Origin of the sequence: Flavobacterium sp., assembly GCF_035456085.1 — a bacterium.
In the GTDB taxonomy this organism is placed as follows: domain Bacteria; phylum Bacteroidota; class Bacteroidia; order Flavobacteriales; family Flavobacteriaceae; genus Flavobacterium.
This window is the reverse complement of the sequence record NZ_DATIDY010000155.1, coordinates 1-20568: the sequence shown is the minus strand read 5'-3', so window position 1 is coordinate 20568 and position 20568 is coordinate 1. Positions and strand designations below refer to the sequence as shown.

The 20568-nt window shown below is 32.6% G+C and carries 19 protein-coding genes and 1 pseudogene; 6 read left to right on the top strand and 14 right to left on the bottom strand.

The genetic code is table 11. The features are described 5' to 3' along the window. Positions 1-89: 89 nt before the first annotated feature. The 4 genes from VLC96_RS12235 to VLC96_RS12220 form a co-directional block, all read right to left on the bottom strand. The gene (locus VLC96_RS12235; protein WP_325263287.1) at positions 90-1043 is read right to left on the bottom strand and encodes a Fic family protein; all 954 of its coding nucleotides are present in this window, start codon (positions 1041-1043) and stop codon (positions 90-92) included. Positions 1044-1102: 59 nt separating this feature from the next. After that, positions 1103-2896 (bottom strand): chloride channel protein, encoded by a 1794-nt coding sequence (locus VLC96_RS12230; RefSeq protein ID WP_325263286.1) that lies wholly within the window; start codon positions 2894-2896, stop codon positions 1103-1105. A gap of 117 nt (positions 2897-3013) precedes the next feature. Continuing rightward, a complete protein-coding gene (ggt, locus tag VLC96_RS12225) occupies positions 3014-4699 on the bottom strand; it encodes a gamma-glutamyltransferase (protein ID WP_325263284.1) in 1686 nt (561 codons plus the stop codon). Positions 4700-4778: 79 nt separating this feature from the next. Continuing rightward, on the bottom strand, positions 4779-5363 hold the full coding sequence (locus tag VLC96_RS12220; RefSeq protein ID WP_325263282.1) for an acyl carrier protein phosphodiesterase: 585 nt from the start codon (positions 5361-5363) through the stop codon (positions 4779-4781). A 230-nt stretch (positions 5364-5593) separates the two neighbouring features. On the opposite strand from VLC96_RS12220, the gene glmM reads away from it, so the two are divergent. Together glmM and VLC96_RS12210 are read left to right on the top strand one after the other, a co-directional pair. Then, on the top strand, positions 5594-6982 hold the full coding sequence (gene glmM, locus VLC96_RS12215) for a phosphoglucosamine mutase (RefSeq protein WP_325263280.1): 1389 nt from the start codon (positions 5594-5596) through the stop codon (positions 6980-6982). 126 nt (positions 6983-7108) lie between these two features. After that, positions 7109-8119, top strand: coding sequence for an alpha/beta hydrolase (locus tag VLC96_RS12210; protein ID WP_325263278.1), 1011 nt, complete (start codon positions 7109-7111; stop codon positions 8117-8119). Positions 8120-8207: 88 nt separating this feature from the next. Here the strand turns inward: VLC96_RS12210 and VLC96_RS12205 are convergent, their stop codons facing one another. Both VLC96_RS12205 and VLC96_RS12200 read right to left on the bottom strand, forming a co-directional pair. Further along, entirely contained in the window at positions 8208-9077 is an 870-nt protein-coding gene (locus VLC96_RS12205) for a lysophospholipid acyltransferase family protein (RefSeq protein WP_325263276.1), read from the bottom strand. Positions 9078-9247: 170 nt separating this feature from the next. Beyond that, complete coding sequence (locus tag VLC96_RS12200; RefSeq protein WP_325263274.1) at positions 9248-10126, bottom strand: lysophospholipid acyltransferase family protein; 879 nt, start codon at positions 10124-10126, stop codon at positions 9248-9250. Positions 10127-10333: 207 nt separating this feature from the next. Here VLC96_RS12200 and VLC96_RS12195 point away from each other — a divergent pair, with 207 nt between their 5' ends. Both VLC96_RS12195 and VLC96_RS12190 read left to right on the top strand, forming a co-directional pair. Then, positions 10334-10972 carry a rhomboid family intramembrane serine protease gene (locus VLC96_RS12195; RefSeq protein WP_325263272.1) on the top strand — a complete coding sequence of 213 codons (639 nt, stop codon included), beginning with the start codon at positions 10334-10336 and terminating at the stop codon, positions 10970-10972. A gap of 250 nt (positions 10973-11222) precedes the next feature. Next, a complete protein-coding gene (locus tag VLC96_RS12190) occupies positions 11223-13730 on the top strand; it encodes a hypothetical protein (protein WP_325263270.1) in 2508 nt (835 codons plus the stop codon). A gap of 2 nt (positions 13731-13732) precedes the next feature. Here the strand turns inward: VLC96_RS12190 and VLC96_RS12185 are convergent, their stop codons facing one another. From VLC96_RS12185 to VLC96_RS12155, 7 genes are all read right to left on the bottom strand, one after another. Then, the gene (locus tag VLC96_RS12185) at positions 13733-14251 is read right to left on the bottom strand and encodes a DUF421 domain-containing protein (protein WP_325263268.1); all 519 of its coding nucleotides are present in this window, start codon (positions 14249-14251) and stop codon (positions 13733-13735) included. Between the two features lie 232 nt (positions 14252-14483). Further along, positions 14484-14693 (bottom strand): YtxH domain-containing protein, encoded by a 210-nt coding sequence (locus VLC96_RS12180; protein ID WP_325263267.1) that lies wholly within the window; start codon positions 14691-14693, stop codon positions 14484-14486. 403 nt (positions 14694-15096) lie between these two features. Continuing rightward, complete coding sequence (locus VLC96_RS12175) at positions 15097-15552, bottom strand: hypothetical protein (protein WP_325263265.1); 456 nt, start codon at positions 15550-15552, stop codon at positions 15097-15099. Positions 15553-15596: 44 nt separating this feature from the next. Beyond that, on the bottom strand, positions 15597-17177 hold the full coding sequence (locus tag VLC96_RS12170) for an FAD-dependent oxidoreductase (RefSeq protein ID WP_325263263.1): 1581 nt from the start codon (positions 17175-17177) through the stop codon (positions 15597-15599). Between the two features lie 240 nt (positions 17178-17417). Next, the gene (locus VLC96_RS12165; RefSeq protein WP_325263261.1) at positions 17418-17969 is read right to left on the bottom strand and encodes a 2'-5' RNA ligase family protein; all 552 of its coding nucleotides are present in this window, start codon (positions 17967-17969) and stop codon (positions 17418-17420) included. A 77-nt stretch (positions 17970-18046) separates the two neighbouring features. Then, positions 18047-18301 carry a hypothetical protein gene (locus VLC96_RS12160; RefSeq protein ID WP_325263258.1) on the bottom strand — a complete coding sequence of 85 codons (255 nt, stop codon included), beginning with the start codon at positions 18299-18301 and terminating at the stop codon, positions 18047-18049. 129 nt (positions 18302-18430) lie between these two features. Next, positions 18431-18790: a hypothetical protein gene (locus tag VLC96_RS12155; RefSeq protein WP_325263257.1), complete on the bottom strand. Its 360-nt coding sequence runs from the start codon at positions 18788-18790 to the stop codon at positions 18431-18433. Positions 18791-19203: 413 nt separating this feature from the next. Between VLC96_RS12155 and VLC96_RS12150 the strand changes: the two genes are divergently transcribed. Next, the gene (locus VLC96_RS12150) at positions 19204-19407 is read left to right on the top strand and encodes a hypothetical protein (RefSeq protein WP_325263256.1); all 204 of its coding nucleotides are present in this window, start codon (positions 19204-19206) and stop codon (positions 19405-19407) included. 159 nt (positions 19408-19566) lie between these two features. After that, a complete protein-coding gene (locus VLC96_RS12145) occupies positions 19567-20079 on the top strand; it encodes a PRC-barrel domain-containing protein (RefSeq protein ID WP_325263254.1) in 513 nt (170 codons plus the stop codon). Between the two features lie 189 nt (positions 20080-20268). On the opposite strand, the pseudogene VLC96_RS12140 reads toward VLC96_RS12145, so the two are convergent. Then, a pseudogene (locus VLC96_RS12140) lies at positions 20269-20568 on the bottom strand (tRNA uridine-5-carboxymethylaminomethyl(34) synthesis GTPase MnmE); the annotation flags it as partial.

The following is a 20568-nucleotide window of genomic DNA, read 5'->3' as shown; positions in this document are numbered from 1 at the left end:
AAGCAAAGTTACCATTTTGATTGATTCTTTCGAATAAAAGTCTTGAAGTTTATATTTTAAAATAGACATAAAAAAAACGCCAACCTAAGTTAGCGTTTTCTTTTTCGAGTTGACATATAGTCTTCAATAGCTTCTTTGGTGGTGTACCAATTTCGTCCTTCTTTATATGCATCAATTTTTCCTGTTCTAGCCAATAAACTGATATATTCTTGGCCATAGGGAGAGGCAGGCTCACTAACAATGTCTGATATTTTTTGATAATCGTTGGTATTGTCTGGCATTGCATTTAGATAGATATTTAAGCTTCGTTCTAATGCTTGGCACATCAGAAGAATTAATTTTTGATAATTACCATTATTTGCCTGATTGAGAGCTTCGTAATATTTTTTTCTATCGTTTTTGAGAATAATTGCTGGTGGAAAACCGCAACGCATCAATAGTAAATTCATACTTAAACGAACTGTTCGTCCATTACCATCAAAAAATGGATGAATCCAAACTAATTTATGATGAAAAATAGTAGCCAATTCAATGTCATTCAATTGTAATGGATTCGTATTTATAAAATCAATAAGCTCGTCTAGATAATCCGACACTTTATTCGCATTTGGAGGAACAAAATTTGCTCCAGAAATACGAACACCACCGTTTCTAATCCTGCCAGCAAAATCATCTTCTATAGATCGCAATACTAAACCATGCAAAGAAAGAATATCTAAACTTCGTAGAACGTAATTGTCTTTTACTATTTGATACAAATAATCTATTGCTTTATCATGATTATGTGTTTCAAAATGCTCTCTTAATGACTTCCCTTTGATTGTAATTCCTTCTTGAATTACCATTTGTGTTTCTCTAAGGCTTAGTGTGTTGCCTTCGATGCTGTTAGAATTATAAGTCCATTCTATGGATAAACTCTCTCTGATTTTATTCAAAGCGATATTTGGCAATGGTCTGCTATTTTGCAAATCTTGCTTTTTTTGGTATAATCTTTCAAAGGTTGATTGAAATTCGTCGCGATATGTTATGTCTATATTCCACATAACCACAAAGATATTACTAATATCGGATAATAAAAATTTATTTTCTATCCGATATTAACTTATTCAAATATCATAGCTTTTAATTTTGATCTATAAGCTTCAAGCGCTACCGATTTTGATATAAATCCATAATATTTGTTATCCCTAACGACAGGTAGAAAGGCTTTTTTAGATTTTTCGAACTTATTCATAACAACCTCCATGCTATTAAAAGGATAAATAATATCAACGGGTTGGACCATAACTTCTTTAATCAAAGTATATTTTACTCGGTAAGGATTGAAAATAATTTCCCTAATATCATTGAAGTGAACTATTCCAAGCAGCTTATTTTCTTTAGAAACAACAGCAAAAATAACTTGGTTCGAATGAGAAATTAAATCTACTAATTTTTCAAGAGTTTCATCAGGAGAAACAGTTAGATAATCTGTCTGAATGATAGCATTTGTATCTAGAGTTGATAAAACATTAGTGTCTTTATTGCTTGTGAAAGCATGACCTTTTTTGGCTAATTGTTTAACGTCCAATGAGTGTACTTCAAATCGTTTGGAGATAACAAAACTAAGTGAAGAAACAATCATCAGTGGAATCATTAATCCGTAGCCACCAGTAATTTCGGCTATTAAGAATATTCCTGTCAGTGGAGCATGAAATAAACCGCTCAAGATTCCGGACATTCCAACCATTGTGAAATTGCTCACTGGCAAATTGGTTAATCCTATCATGTTCAGGAACTTTGAAAAGAAAAAACCAACATACGAACCCAGAAATAGGGCAGGAGCAAAATTACCTCCGTTTCCACCACTTCCTAAAGTGATTCCTGTGGCAAAAGCTTTCAGTAAAAATGAACAGCCAATAAATACCAATAAAGCCCAGTCATTATTTCGAAAATCTCTGAAAAGAGTGTTTTGCATTAGTTCGTTAGGATCTTTATCTGCTAGAGTTCGAATAGTTTCATACCCTTCACCAAAAAGTGTTGGAAAAATAAATATTAGCAAAGCCAAGATTGAAGCACCAAAAAAAGCTTTTTTATAGGGAGAAAGACGTAAGTGTGCAAAATAATGCTCGACTCTTTGGAAATTTCTAGCATAATAAACACCTACAAAACCAGTGCATATCCCTAAAAGTACATAGTAAGGAATGTTATGGAAATTGAAAGTTTCTCGGGTTGGGAAATTTAACAATATACTTTCGTCCAATGCAATTGCAGAAACCAGAGCACCAGTTGCTGCTGCAATCATGATAGGTGTAAATGCCGAAATGCTGACATCAACAAGTAAAACTTCTACGGCAAACAAAACGCCAGCAATTGGAGCATTAAAAGCTGCTGCAATACCGGCGGCAACACCACATCCAATCAATAAAGTCCGGTCTCGATATTGTAGTTTGTATCTTTGAGCGTAATTAGAACCAAATGCAGCACCAGTTACTACGATTGGACTTTCTAAACCAGCAGAACCTCCTAAACCAACAGTAAGCGAGCTCGTTACAATTTGAGCATACATTTGTTTTTTGGGAATAATACTTGCTTTTTTGGCTACAGTATATAAAATTTGTGATGTTCCTTTTTCGATAGAGCCTCCTAAAAATCGATTGATCACAAAAACAGTGAGCATTATACCAATTACAGGAAGCATTATTTTAATAAATCCTACGTTAAAGAAATTGAGATGCACAGTCACATAGGTTGCAAATCTAAAAACCGAGTGCGCGAATGTTTTTAATATAATTACTGCCAATGCAGAAGAAATACCAACTAAAACACTCGATACAAGGATAAATTGTTTTTCTCCTAATATTGATTGTGATAAAGCGATTAATTGTTCTGCTCTTAATAATATTTTTTTTAACATTGTGTCTTACTTCGTGTTTATTGCAAAAATAAGACTTTAAAATCTAAAAGCAGCTGAACTTTCGTCAATTAAAATTGAATTTACCATTAACTTTAACCGAAAACGTTCTAGTTTTTATTAAAATCCAAAAGCTTTGTCATCGCCTCTAAAATCTGCACCGCCTTCTAATTTACCATCCGGGAGAACCAATATGGCATCGACTTTTCCGATTACAGGAGTTGTTTTTTCGTTGATGATATATCCTTTAGATTTTAATTTTTCAAAAGTAGATGTGTTAAACGTATTTGGTTCGAATGTAATAACGTCTGGCAACCATTGGTGGTGGAATCTTGGAGCATTTACAGCCTCCTGTATTCCTAAATTATATTGATGAACATTCAAAATTGTTTGCAATACCGAAGTAATAATTGTGGAACCGCCAGGAGAGCCAACAACCATAAAAAGCTTTCCGTTTTTTTCTACAATGGTTGGTGTCATGGAGCTTAGCATTCTTTTTTGCGGAGCAATACTATTGGCTTCATTTCCAACTAAACCAAACATATTTGGTTCACCTGGTTTAACACTGAAATCGTCCATTTCGTTATTTAGGAAAAAGCCTAATTCGTCACAGTAATATTTCGAACCATATCCGTCGTTTAAAGTTGTGGTTGCAGCAATGGCATTGCCGAATTGATCTACAATGGAGTAATGTGTGGTTTCCAAGCTTTCATTATAATTTACTTTACCTTCTTTAATTTCAGATGATAGTGTTGCTTTATCTAAATTAAAACTGGACATTCTTTGCTTCAAATAATCGTCTGACAAAAGTCCTTTTAACGGGATTTTTACAAAATCAGGATCGCCTAAAAAATAACTTCTGTCAGCATAAGCTCTGCGTTCTGCTTCTACAATAATTTGAATTGCATCTGCCGAATTATGTTCCATTTTTGTTAGATCATAAGGCTCAATCATTTTTAATATTTGTGCCAGACAAATTCCACCGCTACTTGGAGGTGGCATCGAAATAACTTTTAAATCTTTATAATTAAAAGATAGCGGAGTTCTCCATTTTGCTTCGTATTTGGCCAGATCTTTTAGTGTAATTATTGCGCCTTTTTCCTGAAGATATTTTACTAATATTTTTGCAGTTTGCCCTTTGTAAAATTCATCTTTTCCATTTTTTTCAATTCTTTTAAATGTCTCAGCCAAAGCGGGATATTTTACAGTATCTTTTTCTTTGCTTGAAGTAGAAAAAGTGGATTTTTCTCCATTGGCTTTGATGATTGACTCTTTATATTTGATAAGTGTTGCCTCTTGTTTTTTAGTTACAATAACACCTTTTTCGGCTAAAGCAATCACGGGTTTCAAAATTTCAGATATTGGCATCGAACCATATTTTTCATTAACTGCAAACATTCCTGCGATTGTTCCGGGAACGCCAATTGCGAGTGGAGTTTCGGTGCTTTTTCCTTTGATCACTTTTCCGTCTTTATCCAGATACATATTTTTAGTCGCTGCCAAGGGCGCTTTTTCTCTATAATCGAGCGATCCAATTTCTCCATTTGCTTTGCGAAATACCATAAAACCCCCACCACCAATATTGCCTGCATAAGGATAAGCTACAGCCAAAGCTAATTCGGTGGCAACCATTGCATCAAAAGCATTCCCACCTTTTTTCATGATTTCGACACCGATTTTTGAAGCTTCTTCTCTTGCCGAAACCACCATAGCTTTATCAACAATAAGACCAGTAGTATGTTTGGTTTCATTTTGGGCGAAACAATTTAGACTTATAAAAGTGATTAAGAGAGCTATTCTTTTCATGGAGAATTCAGGTTTGACAGTTTAATATTGTTTAAAGTTTAAAGTTGTTTAAAACTGGAAATAAATTATTTAATTATTTTCACATTGAAATTAATCTTTGGTGAGATTCGGTTCTCAGATCTTCAAAGAAAGTGGTGAATTCTGTTTCAAATTCTGTGTAATATTCCTTGAGCTCATTCGATGCAAATCTCATATTGGATTCATTTTTGGTTCGGCTGTCCATTTGGGTCAAAATCCGATGAATTCCTTCAATGGTTTGATAGCTAACTAACCAATTGTATTCAATCATATAAGGCATTAATCCTTTAATTCTTTCAGAAAGTAATTCGTAATTATCTTGTAATGATTGATAAAAACGAGCAACAAAATCTTCTAATTTTTCGTCTGAATATTGATTCCAATTTTTTGCCAAAAAATGATCATAAAAAACATCTACTACAACTCCTGCATAGTGATGATATTTTTCATGCAAACGCTTGGTACTTTGTTTAAAAACCGGATGTGAATCGGTATAAGTATCGATGAATCGATGCAACAGAATTCCCTTTCGAATATCGGAATGATAATTTTCAAATTGTTTTCCGCGAATACCATCGGCCATAAAATTTCCAATTTTTATCAACTCGTCGTCTCCGGATAAATAAATGTGAGCTAGAAAGTTCATTTTTTTGAGTTGCTGAGTTTCTGAGATGCTAAAATTCTAAGTAGGTTTGGTAAAAGTATGAACTTTTTTACTGATTCTTTCAAAAATTAAACCTTCATAACAAATGTATTTTTATTGTTTTTACGAACTCGGTTCCAAAATTCATTTTAAAAAAACTTAGGATCTTAGCGTCTCAGAAACTCAGCATCTTTTTTATATTTGTAGCAAATTAATATAATAACAAAAAAACAATGACATTAATAAAATCAATATCTGGTATTCGAGGAACAATAGGGGGTAAGGTAGGTGATAATTTAACTCCGGTTGATGCTGTAAAATTTGCTTCGGCTTACGGGACTTGGCTGAAAAATTATTCTAAAAAGGAAAAGTTAACCGTTGTAGTTGGTCGTGATGCCCGTATTTCGGGACCTATGATTCACAATTTGGTTATCAATACACTTATTGGTTTGGGAATTGATGTGATTGATTTGGGTTTATCAACAACTCCAACTGTTGAAATAGCTGTTCCTTTGGAAAAAGCTGATGGTGGAATTATCCTGACTGCTTCTCACAATCCAAAACAATGGAATGCATTGAAATTGTTGAATGAAAAAGGGGAATTTTTAAGTGGTGCTGCTGGAGAAAAAATACTTGAGATTGCCGAAGACGAAGCTTTTGATTTTTCAGATGTTGATAGTTTGGGTGAAATCACTGTAAATGATGCTTATATGGACATTCATATTGATGAAGTATTGAACTTACCTTTGGTAGATATTGAAGCCGTAAAAGCAGCCAAATTCAAAGTAGTTGTTGATGGTGTAAACTCATCAGGAGGAATTATTGTTCCGAAATTATTGGAATTAATGGGTGTTGAAGTGGTTAAATTATACTGCGAACCAAACGGTCATTTCCCTCATAATCCAGAACCTTTGAAAGAGCATTTAACTGATATTTCTGAGTTGGTTGTAACAGAAAAAGCACATTTAGGAATTGTCGTTGATCCAGATGTAGATCGTTTGGCTTTTATTAGTGAAGATGGAGAAATGTTTGGAGAAGAATATACTTTGGTTGCTGTAGCTGATTATGTTTTGAGTAAAACTCCAGGAAATACAGTGTCAAATATGTCGTCTTCTCGTGCTTTGCGTGATGTTACTAATAATCACAAAGGAAGTTATGAAGCCAGCGCCGTAGGTGAAGTAAATGTGGTAGAATTAATGAAAAAGAATAATGCTATCATTGGAGGTGAAGGTAATGGCGGAATCATTTACCCGGAATCACATTATGGTCGTGATAGTATGGTAGGAATTGCTTTGTTTTTGACACATTTAGCAAATAAAAAAATGTCAGTTTCGGCTTTGCGTGCATCGTATCCTGAATATTATATGAGCAAAAACAAAATCGAATTGACTCCACAAATCGATGTTGATGCGATTCTTGTTGCAATGACCGAAAAATATAAGAACGAAAACATAACGACAATTGACGGTGTAAAAATTGATTTTGCCGAAAATTGGGTACACTTAAGAAAATCAAATACTGAGCCGATTATTCGTATTTATACTGAAGCTGCTACACAACAATTAGCAGATGATTTGGCACTTCGTATTATTGATGAAATAAAGGCTATAGCTGGAATTTAAAAAAAATGAAACCGACGAAAGTCGGTTTTTTTTATGCTTTGTTGGAATGTGTTTAATTACATTTTTTTAGATTTCGTCTGAACGATTTACTTATTTTAGCGTAATAATAATAAATTAAAAATACTAATGAAACTAATGCAAAAGTTGGGTAAAAATGGAGATTTGAAAATACTATTATTTTTATTTTTTATGTTCTCTTTTCAAAGTTCGAACGCACAAGATTTAAAGGGATTAACCAATGTGAGAGATACTTCGTTTACAACAAATAGTGCGTTTTCAAAAATTTTGAAAAATTATCCCAATAGCACGAAGGTTGCCGAAATGCATTTTGATTTTGTAAAACAAAAAAATGACATTGTTTATTGCAGTTACGGAAAACGCAAAATGAAACTGGATGTTTTTTTTAATGAAAATCAAAACAAAAAACAAACTGCAATAATTATCATTTATGGCGGTGGCTGGCGTTCCGGAAGTAAGGAGCAGCATCACCAAATGGCGCAAAAGCTGGCTAGTTTGGGTTATGTATGTTTCACTCCGGAATATCGCCTTTCTACCGAAGCACTTTTTCCAGCAGCGATTTATGATATCAAAGCTGCCATTCGCTGGGTTCGTGAAAATGCCGATAAATATAATGTTAATCCAAATCAAATTGTGAGTCTTGGATTCTCTGCCGGTGGCGAAATAGCGGCTTTTATGGGGACTACTGGAAATATGCCTCTTTTTGAAGGCGTGGTAACCAACTCGAATTCGCAATCACAGGTTAATGCCGTAGTTGATATTGATGGAACATTATCGTTCGTACATCCGGAAAGTAGCGAAGGTGATGATAGCAAAAAAACGTCAGCAGGAACATATTGGTTTGGTTATTCAAAAAAAGACAATCCAAAATTGTGGGAAGCGGCTTCTCCATTAAGTTATGTCGATAAAAATACGCCTCCAACATTATTTATAAACAGTTCGGTTGCCAGAATGCACGCTGGAAGAGATGATTATCGAAAGGTTTTGAATGAAAATAATATTTATTCAGAAGTTCATGAATTCGAAAATTCGCCTCATGCATTCTGTCTTTTTAATCCTTGGTTTGAACCAACAATTCAGTACATCGATAACTTTTTGACTAAAGTTTTTCCTAAATAAAAGTTTGATTTCAAAAGATCATTCCTAAAACCAAAAACACCTTTAGCAGAAAACTTCTTCTAAAGGTGTTTTTTTATGACAAATGATATTATCTTCTATATTTCCATCTTTTGTGTGTCCATAAATAAAATTCTGGAGCTTCGTAAATTTGTTTTTCCAGAAGTTTTAAATATTGGTCAGTAAGCTCAAAGTTTGGAACTTCTTTTGGGTTATCAGAGAGAAGTTCAAGAGTAGCTTCATAATGACCTCTGCTAACTTTCTTGGTATTTAAATAAATCAAATTCATGTTGTATCTTTTCGAAAGCATTTCAGCACCTATGTGAACAGGGACTTCAATTCCCATAAATTTAGCCCAATGAACAGCCGCTTTTGCTTTAGGAGATTGGTCGCTAGCAAAACCATATAAAGACAAAATGTGATTCTTGTTGTTATTGATGATAGTTGGAACCGTTTGTTTTGTAGTAATTAATTTGGCATTAAATCTAGATCGGATTTTATGAACTAATTTATCAAAATAGGGATTCTTAATTTGTTTGTAAATTCCGTAACCAACAAAATCTGAATAATAGTTCATTGATATAATCCATTCGTAACTAGCGTAATGGGAGCAGATAATAGCAACGCTTTTTCCTTGTTTTTCGATTTCTTTGTACATGTCTATATTCTTGAAAACAAATCGTTGACGTATTTCTTTTTCAGAAATATTCATTGTTTTTATCATTTCAAGAAACATATCACACATGTGGTGATAGAATTTTTTTTCGATAACTAAACGTTCTTTATCTGATATTTTTGGAAGTGCCAAAGCAAGATTTTCGCGCACAGTTTTTTTACGATATCCAATAATTCTATAAACAAAGAAATAAACAACATCAGAAACTAAATATAATAATCGAAAGGGAAGCATTGAAATAGTCCAAATCAACGGGTAGGCAAGTAAATATATGAGATATTGCATGTAGTCAAAATTTATGCAAAGATAAAATAATATTTTTTACCGCTGGTAGATGAGTTACTAAGTTGCTAAGGTACTAAGCCTCTAAGTCTTTTCTTAACTGAATTTTCAGCCTTGAGCCCCTGAGCCTTGAGCCTCCTGCTTTCTGCTTTCTGCTTTCTGCTTTCTGCTTTCTAATTTTTACTTTTAGCATGTTTCCATCTTTTATGTGTCCACAAATAATATTCTGGCGCTTCATGGATTTGCTGTTCTACAAGTTTTAGGAATTGATCTGTTATTTCGTAATTTGGAACATCTTTTGCATTTTCAGAAAGAACTTCCATAGTTGCTTCATAATACCCGCGTTTGACTTTTTTGGTTTTTAGAAAAATAACATTCATGTCATATTTTTTGGATAGCATTTCGGCTCCGGTATGAACAGGAACTTCATGTCCCATAAAACTAGCCCAATGATAAGCAGAGTTTTCTTTTGGAGATTGGTCACTTGCAAATCCGTAAATGGATAAGTTTTTGTTTTTGCAATTGGCCGCAATTGTCGGGATTGTTTCTTTGGTAGTGATTAAAGTCGCATTAAATTTAGATCGTATTTTATGTACTAATTTGTCAAAATAGGGATTCTTGATTTGTTTATAAATTCCGTAGCCTTTAAATTTTGTATAATAATTCATTGACACCACCCATTCGTAACTTGCATAATGGGCGCACATAAGAGCAACGCTTTTGTCTTGTTTTTCTAGTTCCGAATAAATTTCATAATTTTTGAAAACGTATCTTTTACAGATTTCTTCTTTCGAAATATTCATTGTTTTGATCATTTCCAAAAACATATCACATAAATGACGATAGAATTTCTTTTCAATAATCAAACGTTCTTTATTCGATAAATGGGGTAATGCTAAGCTTAGATTTTCTCGCACCGTTTTTTTTCTATAACCAATAACACGGTATAAAAGCAAATTTACAAAGTCCGAAAGCCAGTATAATAATCGAAAAGGAAGCATTGAAATACACCATAAAATAGGGTAAACAATTAGGTAAATGATGTATTTCATTGATTTTAATTTAGCCAAATATAGGTTTTTAAACGATATTTGAATGCAGTTTATCGATTTTTAATCCAATAACTATCGATTGTGCAACAAATAGTGTGAAATACATTTTAAAAACAAGAATTATCTATATTTTATCAAAAGAGATTATTATTTCCAAATCAATTATAGTTAGCTTTACAGTAAATTTTTTTAAAAAATACCAATTTTATGAACATCATTTTGATTGCAATTATTGTTGCCAATGTAATAATAAGTTACAAAGGTTTTAACGATCAATATTTCTTTAGAAAATATGAATTTCACGTAGGGAGTATTCGCGCCGGAGAACAAACCCGCATGTTGTCGTCTGGATTCCTGCACGTAGATATGGGACATTTGTTGTTTAATATGTTGACACTTTACTTTTTTGCGCCAGTAGTGCTAAGTTATTTAGGAAACTTTTCATTTATCCTGGTGTATTTTGGAAGTTTAATTTTTGGAAGTTTATTGACCTTATCATTCCATAAAGACCAATACGGATACAGAGCCGTTGGGGCTTCGGGAGCAGTAACAGGTGTTTTATATTCAGCTATTTTGTTGCAACCAGACATGATGTTAGGGATCTTTTTTATAATTCCTATGCCAGCTTATATATTTGGTATTGTGTATTTGTTGTATTCGATTTACGGAATGAAATCCAAAAACGATAATATCGGACATACAGCGCATTTTGGCGGTGCAGTTGGCGGTTATTTGATTACGTTGGTACGAAATCCTCAATTGATTCAGGACCATACTTTAATGACCGTTTTATTGGCAATTCCAATTGTTATTTTATTTGGAATGGCGAAAACAGGAAAACTCTAATTTTTATAAATCAACATTAAAGTCTATAATTATATTTTGGGCATGCCCTCGTTGAACAAAATTTATTCTTTGAAACAGCATTTTCAGCAACGAGGTCGGGCTGTCCATTATATTCCCAATTAACAAAAACTACGGCAAAAAAGCCTTGTTTTTCTAAATCGGGAGATGCCATTTCCATCCCTCATGCAATGCTGTTTAATCAACTTTTGGATTTAAAAAAGCATTATTTTTATAATAAATATCACAGTATATGAAACGAATATTTTTACTCATTCTACTGCTTTTTCTTTGCTTCTTTTCGAACGCACAAGAAAAAATTTCATATCAATCGCTGGATTCCAAAAACCCGATTTTATTCAAAGGAAAAACGATTGTTTATAAAGGAAAAACGATAGAATTAGGTCCTAAATCATTTTTTATCGATCGTGAATTAAGTGATGCTCAAGTAGCAAAATATCCTTATACTTTTAATTCGATAAATGCAGCAGTTAAGCACCTTACAGATGGTTCGGAAGCCGTTCCAATGACTTTGTACATTGCGCCAAACGTCTATTGGATTGACAATCCAGATGATCCCGAAATTAGAAAACCCGAAGGAAATAGCACTGTTCCTTATGGCTTGATCGTAAAATGTGATTGGTTGCGATTTTATGGACTTAGCGACAATCCCGAGAACATAGTAATTGCTGCAAATCGCGGACAAACGATCGGAGCTGTTGGAAATTATACACTTTTTAAATTTTCAGGTGAGGGAACAAGCTCCGAGAATATCACTTTTGGAAACTACTGTAATGTTGATTTAAATTTTCCTTTAAAGCCAGAATTGAACAGACCAAAAAGAGCTTCGGCAATTGTTCAGGCACAACTCATTCATTGTGATGGTGACAAAATAGTGGCTCGTAATACTCGATTTATAAGTCGTCTTAATCTTTGCCCTTTTGTTGGAGGTAAACGCGTTCTTTTTGATAAGTGCCATTTCGAATCAACTGACGATGCTCTGTGCGGAACAGCGGTTTATCTTAACTCGACTTTTGATTTTTATAGCTCTAAGCCTTTTTATTGGACACGCGGAACGGGTGCCGTTTTCTTGAATTGCGATATACAATTATTCACTGCTGGTGATCAATTTTTTACCAAAGCTAATGGACAATTAGCAGTTGTTGACACTCGATTTTTGGCCAAAAATGATATTAAATTAGGTTGGAACGACAATCTGCCAAAAGAGACCCGCAATTATCAATACAACGTCATCATTAATAAATTGCCAGTCATTATTAATGAAAATAATCCAGCTTCTACTGTAGATATGAAAGGTTTGGAGGTTCTGCATGCATATCGATTTGATTATAAAGGAAAAACTATTTATAACACTTACAACCTTTTGTCAGGCAATGATAATTGGGATCCGATGCAGATAAAAGAAGTTGTTTTGGCAACCGAAAAAGAAGAACAAAAAAAATACACCCAGCTTCCGACACAACTTTTGATTAGTCCTACTCAGATTTCTGTAGAAACCAACAAGAATACAGCACTTTTGAAAGCAACGGTAAATCGTTTTGGTAACTATGAATTAAAAGGCCAAAAAATATCCTGGTCAGTTGATGCTAAAGACAAATCTTTCGTAAGCCTTAAACCAAATGATGACGGAAGCGAGTGTGAAGTAATTCCAAACAACCCAAATGATGAAGTTCGTACTGTAATTATAACTGCTAAAACTCCTTCAGGTTTAGAAGCGGCTTCTGTGATTTATGTTGCTCCTCCAAAATTAGAAAGTCCAAAATTTAAAGAAACTCCACAACTTTCAAAAATCAATAATGGAACTCTAAAAGTGTATTATAAATTAGATACTTCTCTTAAAGATCAGTCTCAAGTAAGTTGGTTTAGATGTACTGATAATAAAGGAAATAATCCAATAGAAGTTTTTGTTTCCAGAAATGATATTCCGTTAGTGCAATATACTTTGAATAGTGGTGATACGGGCTATTACATTATGGCTTCGGTCGCTCCAAAAAATATTAGAAGCGATGCTGGAAAATCTTTTACAGCAATTACTCAAAAGCCAATTTCACCCGAAGACATTCCTGTTGATAAAAATTTGCTTTATACTAATTTTAAAAATAGTTCTACCAAAAATCAACTTCAGATTATTCCAGGTTTTTGGACTTTAAAACCATTTGAAAAGGAGGGAAGCGATACAAAAGATGCTTGGTATTTTGGAAAAGGAGTTGATGGTGCAGACAATCAGTACGGATTATTACAAACAGGACGTAGTGCAACTTTGCTTTATACTCCAATTGAAAGAAAATATTCTGATATGAAACTTGGACTGAGTGTAACTCCTTTTAAAACCGCTGGTCAGGGTTTTAGCGTTGCTAATTTGTATATGGATTTGCTGATCAAATTTGATACTAAAACGATGACCGGGTATGCTTTGCGATTCATCAGAACTACCAAATATCATGACGCTGTAGATTGCATTTTATTAGAATATAAAAATGGTGTTCCAACTGAAATAACTACAGCCAAAACTACTACCGCTTTTAAAGGAACTTGTACTATTAATATTGAAGTGATCGGAAATGAATTAATTGTCAAAGCTTCATCCAATATTCCTGAATCAGTATCAAAAAAATCTGAGGTTTCATCCGATCTTGCATTAAAAGCAACAATTAATCCTAATGATTTTGGCGGTTTTGGAATTCTTTATAATGGAGGTTCGCCAACGATGACAAATGAAGTAAGTGCAGAATGGAAATAAATTTATTCACCAGTTTCCAAATTATCCAATGAACTTTGTCCATTCTCTCCTGATTTTTTTATAACGGTCATAGTTCCGTTGAGTTCCATTACAACAGCTTTTACTTCGTCCATTTGGTCAATGCCGGCATTACGGATTGCAGCATAAACTTCATCTTTGGTGATGGTTTCGCTTGATAATACTTTTTCCTGAAATTTTCCATTGTAAAAAACAATTTGCGGAACGGTATTGATGAATTTTTCCATTTTAACAGATGATCTGGCTGATAAAGCAAAAACATATTGCATAATTATAATCAGAAACAATACAACAACACCTTCAATCAAAGGAACTAAAGCCAGCATCATATAAGATAAAGTTGATCCCAATGCAATGGTAACCACAAAATCAAAAGCATTTAATTTGGCTAATGTTCGCTTTCCAGAAATTCGGACAAAAAGAAATAGTGTTATAAAACCTATAACAGTGGTCATTGCTACGTAACCTATACTTTGCCAGTCTTTAAAAAATACATCTTTCATTTTGGTATATAATCCAAGTTAGGCGTGATCTTTAATAGTAACAATTGCACGATAAATAGTTGATCTCCGGTGGAATTTATTGCAACTTTACTACTTAATAGCTTTAAATTTGTTTCCATATCTACATTTTAATTTATAAAGAAAGCCTGCGAATTGCAGACTTTTTTAGAATAGCAAACTACTTGCGACAAAGCAACTAGGGTATTGTTTTTAGTTTTCGTTTGCTAAAAGATTAAGCAGGCTGGTTTGCTGAACTAGAATCAGAAGTTGAAGAATTTGTAATATTGCTTAGTTTATCTTTCAATTTATTCAAGTAATCAGATTTTATATCTGCTATTTTATTTCTTAAATCTTCTCCTTTTTCTGGAGCAAATAACATTCCTACTGTTGCGCCAATTGCCACGCCGGTCAATAATGCGCATATTCCTTTTGTTGATACCATTGTGTTTAATTTTTTTGTTAGATAATCTATTTTAATTATAATTTGTCTTTTTGATTTATTCTAAGGATAATGTTTTAAAAACAAGCCCAAAACCTGTATAAATATAAGTTGTGGGCTTATTTTTTCTTCATTTGATTAAAGAATCAGTTTACTTTTTCGCTGGACTTTTCTTTACAGCTTTGGTGCTTTTTTTGGCTGCAGCTTTATCGGCAGATCCTTTTTTCTGATCTGACATTTTTTTACTGTCATTTGATGGTGTTGTTTTCATGATATTAAAAATTTAAATAATTACTATATTCCAAATTTAAGTCTAACGTTTCATTTTGATTTATACAATTGAAATTTGTAATTATATAATTATCAGGTTTTTGGTTAGTAATTACTTTGCGTTTCTAAATTTTTTTTAAATGAAATTATTGAAAATAGAATAGGTGAAAGTTGCGACTAAACCAAAAATAACATGAGCAAAGAACAATTGAAGATAATATCCTTTGAAATCAATGGATGGTTTAAAATTTGAAACTTTGAACATAATCACCCAACCGATAATACCAATTATGCCACTAATTGCACCCAATAAAAATGCGTTAACAATAGAGATCGTTAAAATATTATGGGACCATAAAAAATGATACGCCAATACAAATCCAAAGCCTATGGCGTAATGTAATAGCCATGCTATAATTTTTTTGGATTTATCCGAAACTTCGATGTTGATACTTTTAAGTATAAAAGTTAATAGTACAGGTTCCTTGTACAACTCTCTAAAACTTTCGGAAACCGCATAGCTAAACAATGTCATTGCAGATGTTGCCACAATTGAAGCTATTAAAATTTGAAAAAAGCTATTAAAATCCATAATTGAATATTTTAAAATAATACGTTTCAAAAGTTGGTGTCAGGCTAATCTTTAGGTACTTTTTTTTCTTTCAAATTTGATATTGCCGGACCACAGGCAACGTGACCTTGAGTATTAAATCGTGACCCATGAAGTGGACAATCAAAAGTCTTTTCTTCATTGTTCCATTTGAGAATTCCCCCCATATGGGGACAAACGGCACTGAAAGCTATTAGTTTTCCGTAAGGGTTTCTGTAAACAGCAATTTTTTCAAGTCCATTATTGATAATGGCGCCACAATTGGCAGGAAGTTTGGTTGTTTTAGAAATATCAGAATTGAACCAGCCTTTGACCATGTTTACAGCCATATTACCAACTTCTTGCATATATACATTACCGGTTTTTAATGTAATGCGTGCTGGACTATATAATTTTTCCCAAGAATTACTTTTCCCATTAATTAAATCACTAATTAGGATTCCGCCAATAGTTCCGTAATTCATGCCGTTTCCGGAATGTCCGGTAATTATAAATATATTTTTGTCTCCAGGATTTTTTCCTATGAATGCTAAAGAGTCAACAGGTTCCATTAACTGACCAGTCCATTGGTATTGAACTTCAGAGAAATAAGGGAAGTGTGAATTTGTCCATTGGATTAAATTTTCAAAACGTTGGTGTTCGGTCAAGTTTTGCTCATTTGCTTGTCCGGTTTTGTGATCTTCGCCGCCACTTATTAGTAGATCATATTCATCGTCCAAAGGTTGCAGCCTTACATAGTGATAAGGTTTTGTTGCCCACTTAGATTCTTGATTTCCAGTATCCCACCACATGGCATAAGGTAGTGTTCCCTTTGGTATTTTGGCACCAATTACATACGATCTATAAGCCCATTGTTTGGTATGAATAGTAAAAATATTGTTAATTGGAGTATTGGTTGCTACAACGATTTGATTGGCTGATATTGTAAAACCATTACAAACCGCTCCACTTTTTGAAATTTTTTCAGCTTTTGAATTGGTATAAATTTCTCCTCCCATTCTGATTATTGCATCGGCAAGTCCTTTTAAGTATTTTAAAATATGAAATTGAGCCTGATTCGAAAATTGAATGGTATTTCTCTGTTGATCTGTTTTGAAAGAAGGAATGTCATTTAAAATTTTTGTTTCCAGTTCCATTCTTCTAGTTGCTGAATATTCTTTTTGAAGATTTTCTGGATTATCGTTCTCTGAAGGAAATAAATAGGCATTGACAATTTTATAATCACAATCGATTTTCTCTTCTTCGATAACAGACTGTATCCATTTAAGAGCATTTTTGTGACTGGAAGCTATTTCTTTGGTCACTTCTGTACCATATATTTTTTCCAGTTCAAAATAGCGGTCATCTAAAGCATAAGTAATTTGAGCGGTTGTCCTACCTGATTCGCCGCTACCCAAATAACCATTTTCTACCAAAATTACTTTTCTGCCAGATTTTGAAAGATTATAGGCTGTCGAAAGTCCCGCAATTCCACCACCAATAATTAAAATGTCCGTCTCTTTATTTTCCTCTATCCTTGAATATGCCAAAGGCTGGACTGAATCAATCCAATACGAATGGTGTTTGCCATTAGTTAATTTTTCGTCAATATCTTCCATATTTTTCATGACAATATTTTTAATGTAGTTGTTATTATTGCCTTATCTCCGAAAAAATATCAGCAAAATTTTACACGATATGGATATGGGCATATAATGTCCAATTCATTACTATCAAATGTAAAGTCATGATTAAACTTATAATTACAGAATTCTAGTTTGGATTTATATAATTTTAATAATCAAAAGTTTATAATTTATTATATAAAAAAACTTATACAATACAATTTGTATGATGAAAGAGAGAAGTTAATTTGAATCTAATGAAATTTTAAAACTTTCTTTAAATCCCAAATGCTTTTCAGACATCAATTTGCGGAGAACATTAACTTCGGTACAAATCCATTCGGCATTGTAGTCTAGATTTTCCAAATATGTTTTAATGCGCTCAAAGCTCTCATGCGAAATTCGTTTGGCAAGGCTAATGTGAGGAGTTTTGTTGGAAGATTTCACTAAACCCATAAGTTCTATTATTGGCTCAGGATTTTCGATATTTAAATAAACAGTTACGCTATGACCATGATCAAAAACATTCCATCCTTTTATTTTAATGGTAAATGGTTGAATGGAACCAATTAAACTCGAAATGGTTTGTGCAAAATCGGCATCGTCTGTCAATTTATCGGTAAGTGTTATATGGGCAATAGAATGTAGATTACGATCCCTGATGTCTGCAATTGCGTTAAGTTCTTTCTTTATTTTGGCAATATCGGCTTTTATATTTTCAGGCGGAGATAATACGACCAAAAAAGCGTAGAGAGGTCCAAAAAGAGAGGTTTGGTTATAAATTCGCTTTTTCATATTATTAGCTCATTTTACTTTTCACCAAACAAATCTTTTCTGATTCTTCCTTCTAAATCTGACTTTTGAATGCTATTTTACTTCTGTTCTAAACTGTCAACAGCAGAAATTTGGTCAAGTATATTAGTTTGATTTGGCGAAATATAATTCTTGTTTTCAACTACATTTTCTTTCTTAAAAAGCAGGTCTAATGCATTATACAATCTCAATAAAACATCTTTGTCTTCTTTTTTTATATCTAAAGCGCTATTAAAATTAAAAACATAATTATTTGAATTTCTTACTTCAACTTTAATAGTTTTTGATGTGATTTTGAATTTGACTATATCCATTTGCTTCTAAAATTACTGATGTTTTGCAAAGTTATTGTAATTATGGTTAACTAGCAGAAAATTTGATGATGAGAATTCAATATTGATGTTTTTTTTGGCGATGATGAGGATTAAATAAGAATCCTGAGATTAATTTAATTTTTCAGTACTTTCTATTCTTAGGCAATTTTCAGTGCCCAAATAAAGTGGATTGCCGTGTTTTTCAGACCAAAAACCTTTTAAGAAATCTTTGGTGATACAGCGATAAACCGCAACACCTTTGTACGTTTTATTGTCGTCACCTTTATAATTAAAATTGATAACCAAAATATCATCTTTAAAGAAACCGTAACCTTTTTGCTGTTGTGAATTATTAATAAGCCATTTGGCGATAATTCGGTTATTTTCATCAAGTGATAATGTCAGAATCCCATTGTAGGTCATCGCTGTACTCTCATCTTGATTACTTCCTGTTATGGAATAATTTCCAATTAATTCTTGTAATGTCATTGATGTAAAATTATATTTTTTAAATTTTTTGGGTTCTTTATTTAAATGATTACTTTAACTATATGCTTTCTTATATTGCCTAAAAATTCGATTTTTTTTCTTTCCATTTTCAGATAAAATAAAACCGATCCTCAAAAATCCTACTTGCTTATATAATACTCAAATTTGAGAAAATAAAAGGTAATTGCCGTTTTAAATTTTTAATCTAATAAAATACAATATAGGTGAATTACTCATTTTTTATTTGAAAAGTTTCAGAATTTAGAAATTTAGAAAAAGCTTATCCCTTTTTTTGCTTTTAATTTTTTTGCTGGTAATTGTATAACTTCTGTCTGAAATTAAATAATTGCTATGGACTGCCTCATTTGTACCTTTAATGAAAGTTAAAATGTTTAATATTAAAGAAATAAGTTATGGCAGAAATTAAAATCGAGAAAAAAAAGCCCGTATGGCCGTGGATTGTAGTCCTGTTGTTAATTGCAACATTTGTGTACTTCTTCTTCATTCAAGATAAAGAAACAGATAATAACAACACTAAAATTGAGAACATTACAAGTGCTGATAGTACAAGTACAGATGTAGATACTGTTAATACAAGTACAGATACTGTAAAATAATGCTGAAGCAGTGGAATGAAAATGACTCTTCGACTCAGGAAATTATTAGAAGTATTAGAAGCCTAAAGCTTAATAATGACTATGGAATCCCTTACAATGATAAGTGTGACATAATTCTCGTAATAGGACAAATTAATTTATAATTATAAAAAATATTGTATGGAAAAGAAAGATAGAAATTTATACAGATTAGATGAGCTTTCGGATTATAAGATTGCTTCAAACTATTCTGATATAAGAGGATGGAAAATCGTAGATGCTGAAAATCACACTATAGGTAAAGTAGATAATCTGTGGGTAAATAAAGATATGCAGCGCGTTGTTTATGTAGATGTAAATCTGGATAAAAAATTAATCGAAGACAGTCTTAATGAGGTGCACGATGTAATCGCAAACGATAGTGGAAAGGAATTCGTATATAAAGACGGGGACAGCCACATTATTATTCCAATTGGGGCTGTAACCATAAATAAAGATACCAAAATTGTGATGGCTAATAAAATAGGATATGATACTTTTAGAAAAACAAGCAGATACGACAGACAACATAATTTCGACAGAAACTATGAAAGAAAAGTATTGAATTCATATTATCCTGATGATGAATCTCGTTTTTTGTCTGATAGTGAAGATGATAGTTTTTACAATCGTAGAGAATTTGATAATTATTAAAGCTATATAATTAATTGGATTAATATTACATTAAGATCAAACGTTTTTAAAGAAAAATGTTTGGTCTTTTTTTTTAAAATGAGTCTAGATTTTCAGCGGAAATAGAAACAATTGATAATTTGTTATTTTTAATTCTATAGCGTTAAAATTTATGTATTGGTTTTTTGAATTATTTAGGATGAATTTAAATTACTTTCCGATGCAGAAATTAGCAAAAATATTTCCCAACAGTTCATCATTAGTGACTTGCCCGGTAATCAACCCAAACTGATATAAAGCTTCCCGAATATCTAATGCCATCAGATCGCTGGAAAGATTAGTCTCCAATCCGAATTTCACTTTCTGGATTTCATCAAGTGCTTTTAATAAAGAATCATAATGACGAGTATTGGTAACAATTGTCTCATTATTTCGTAGAGCGCCAGTATTAACAAACGAAAGCAATTCATTCTTTAAATCGTCAACACCAATTTTTTCTTTGGCAGAAAT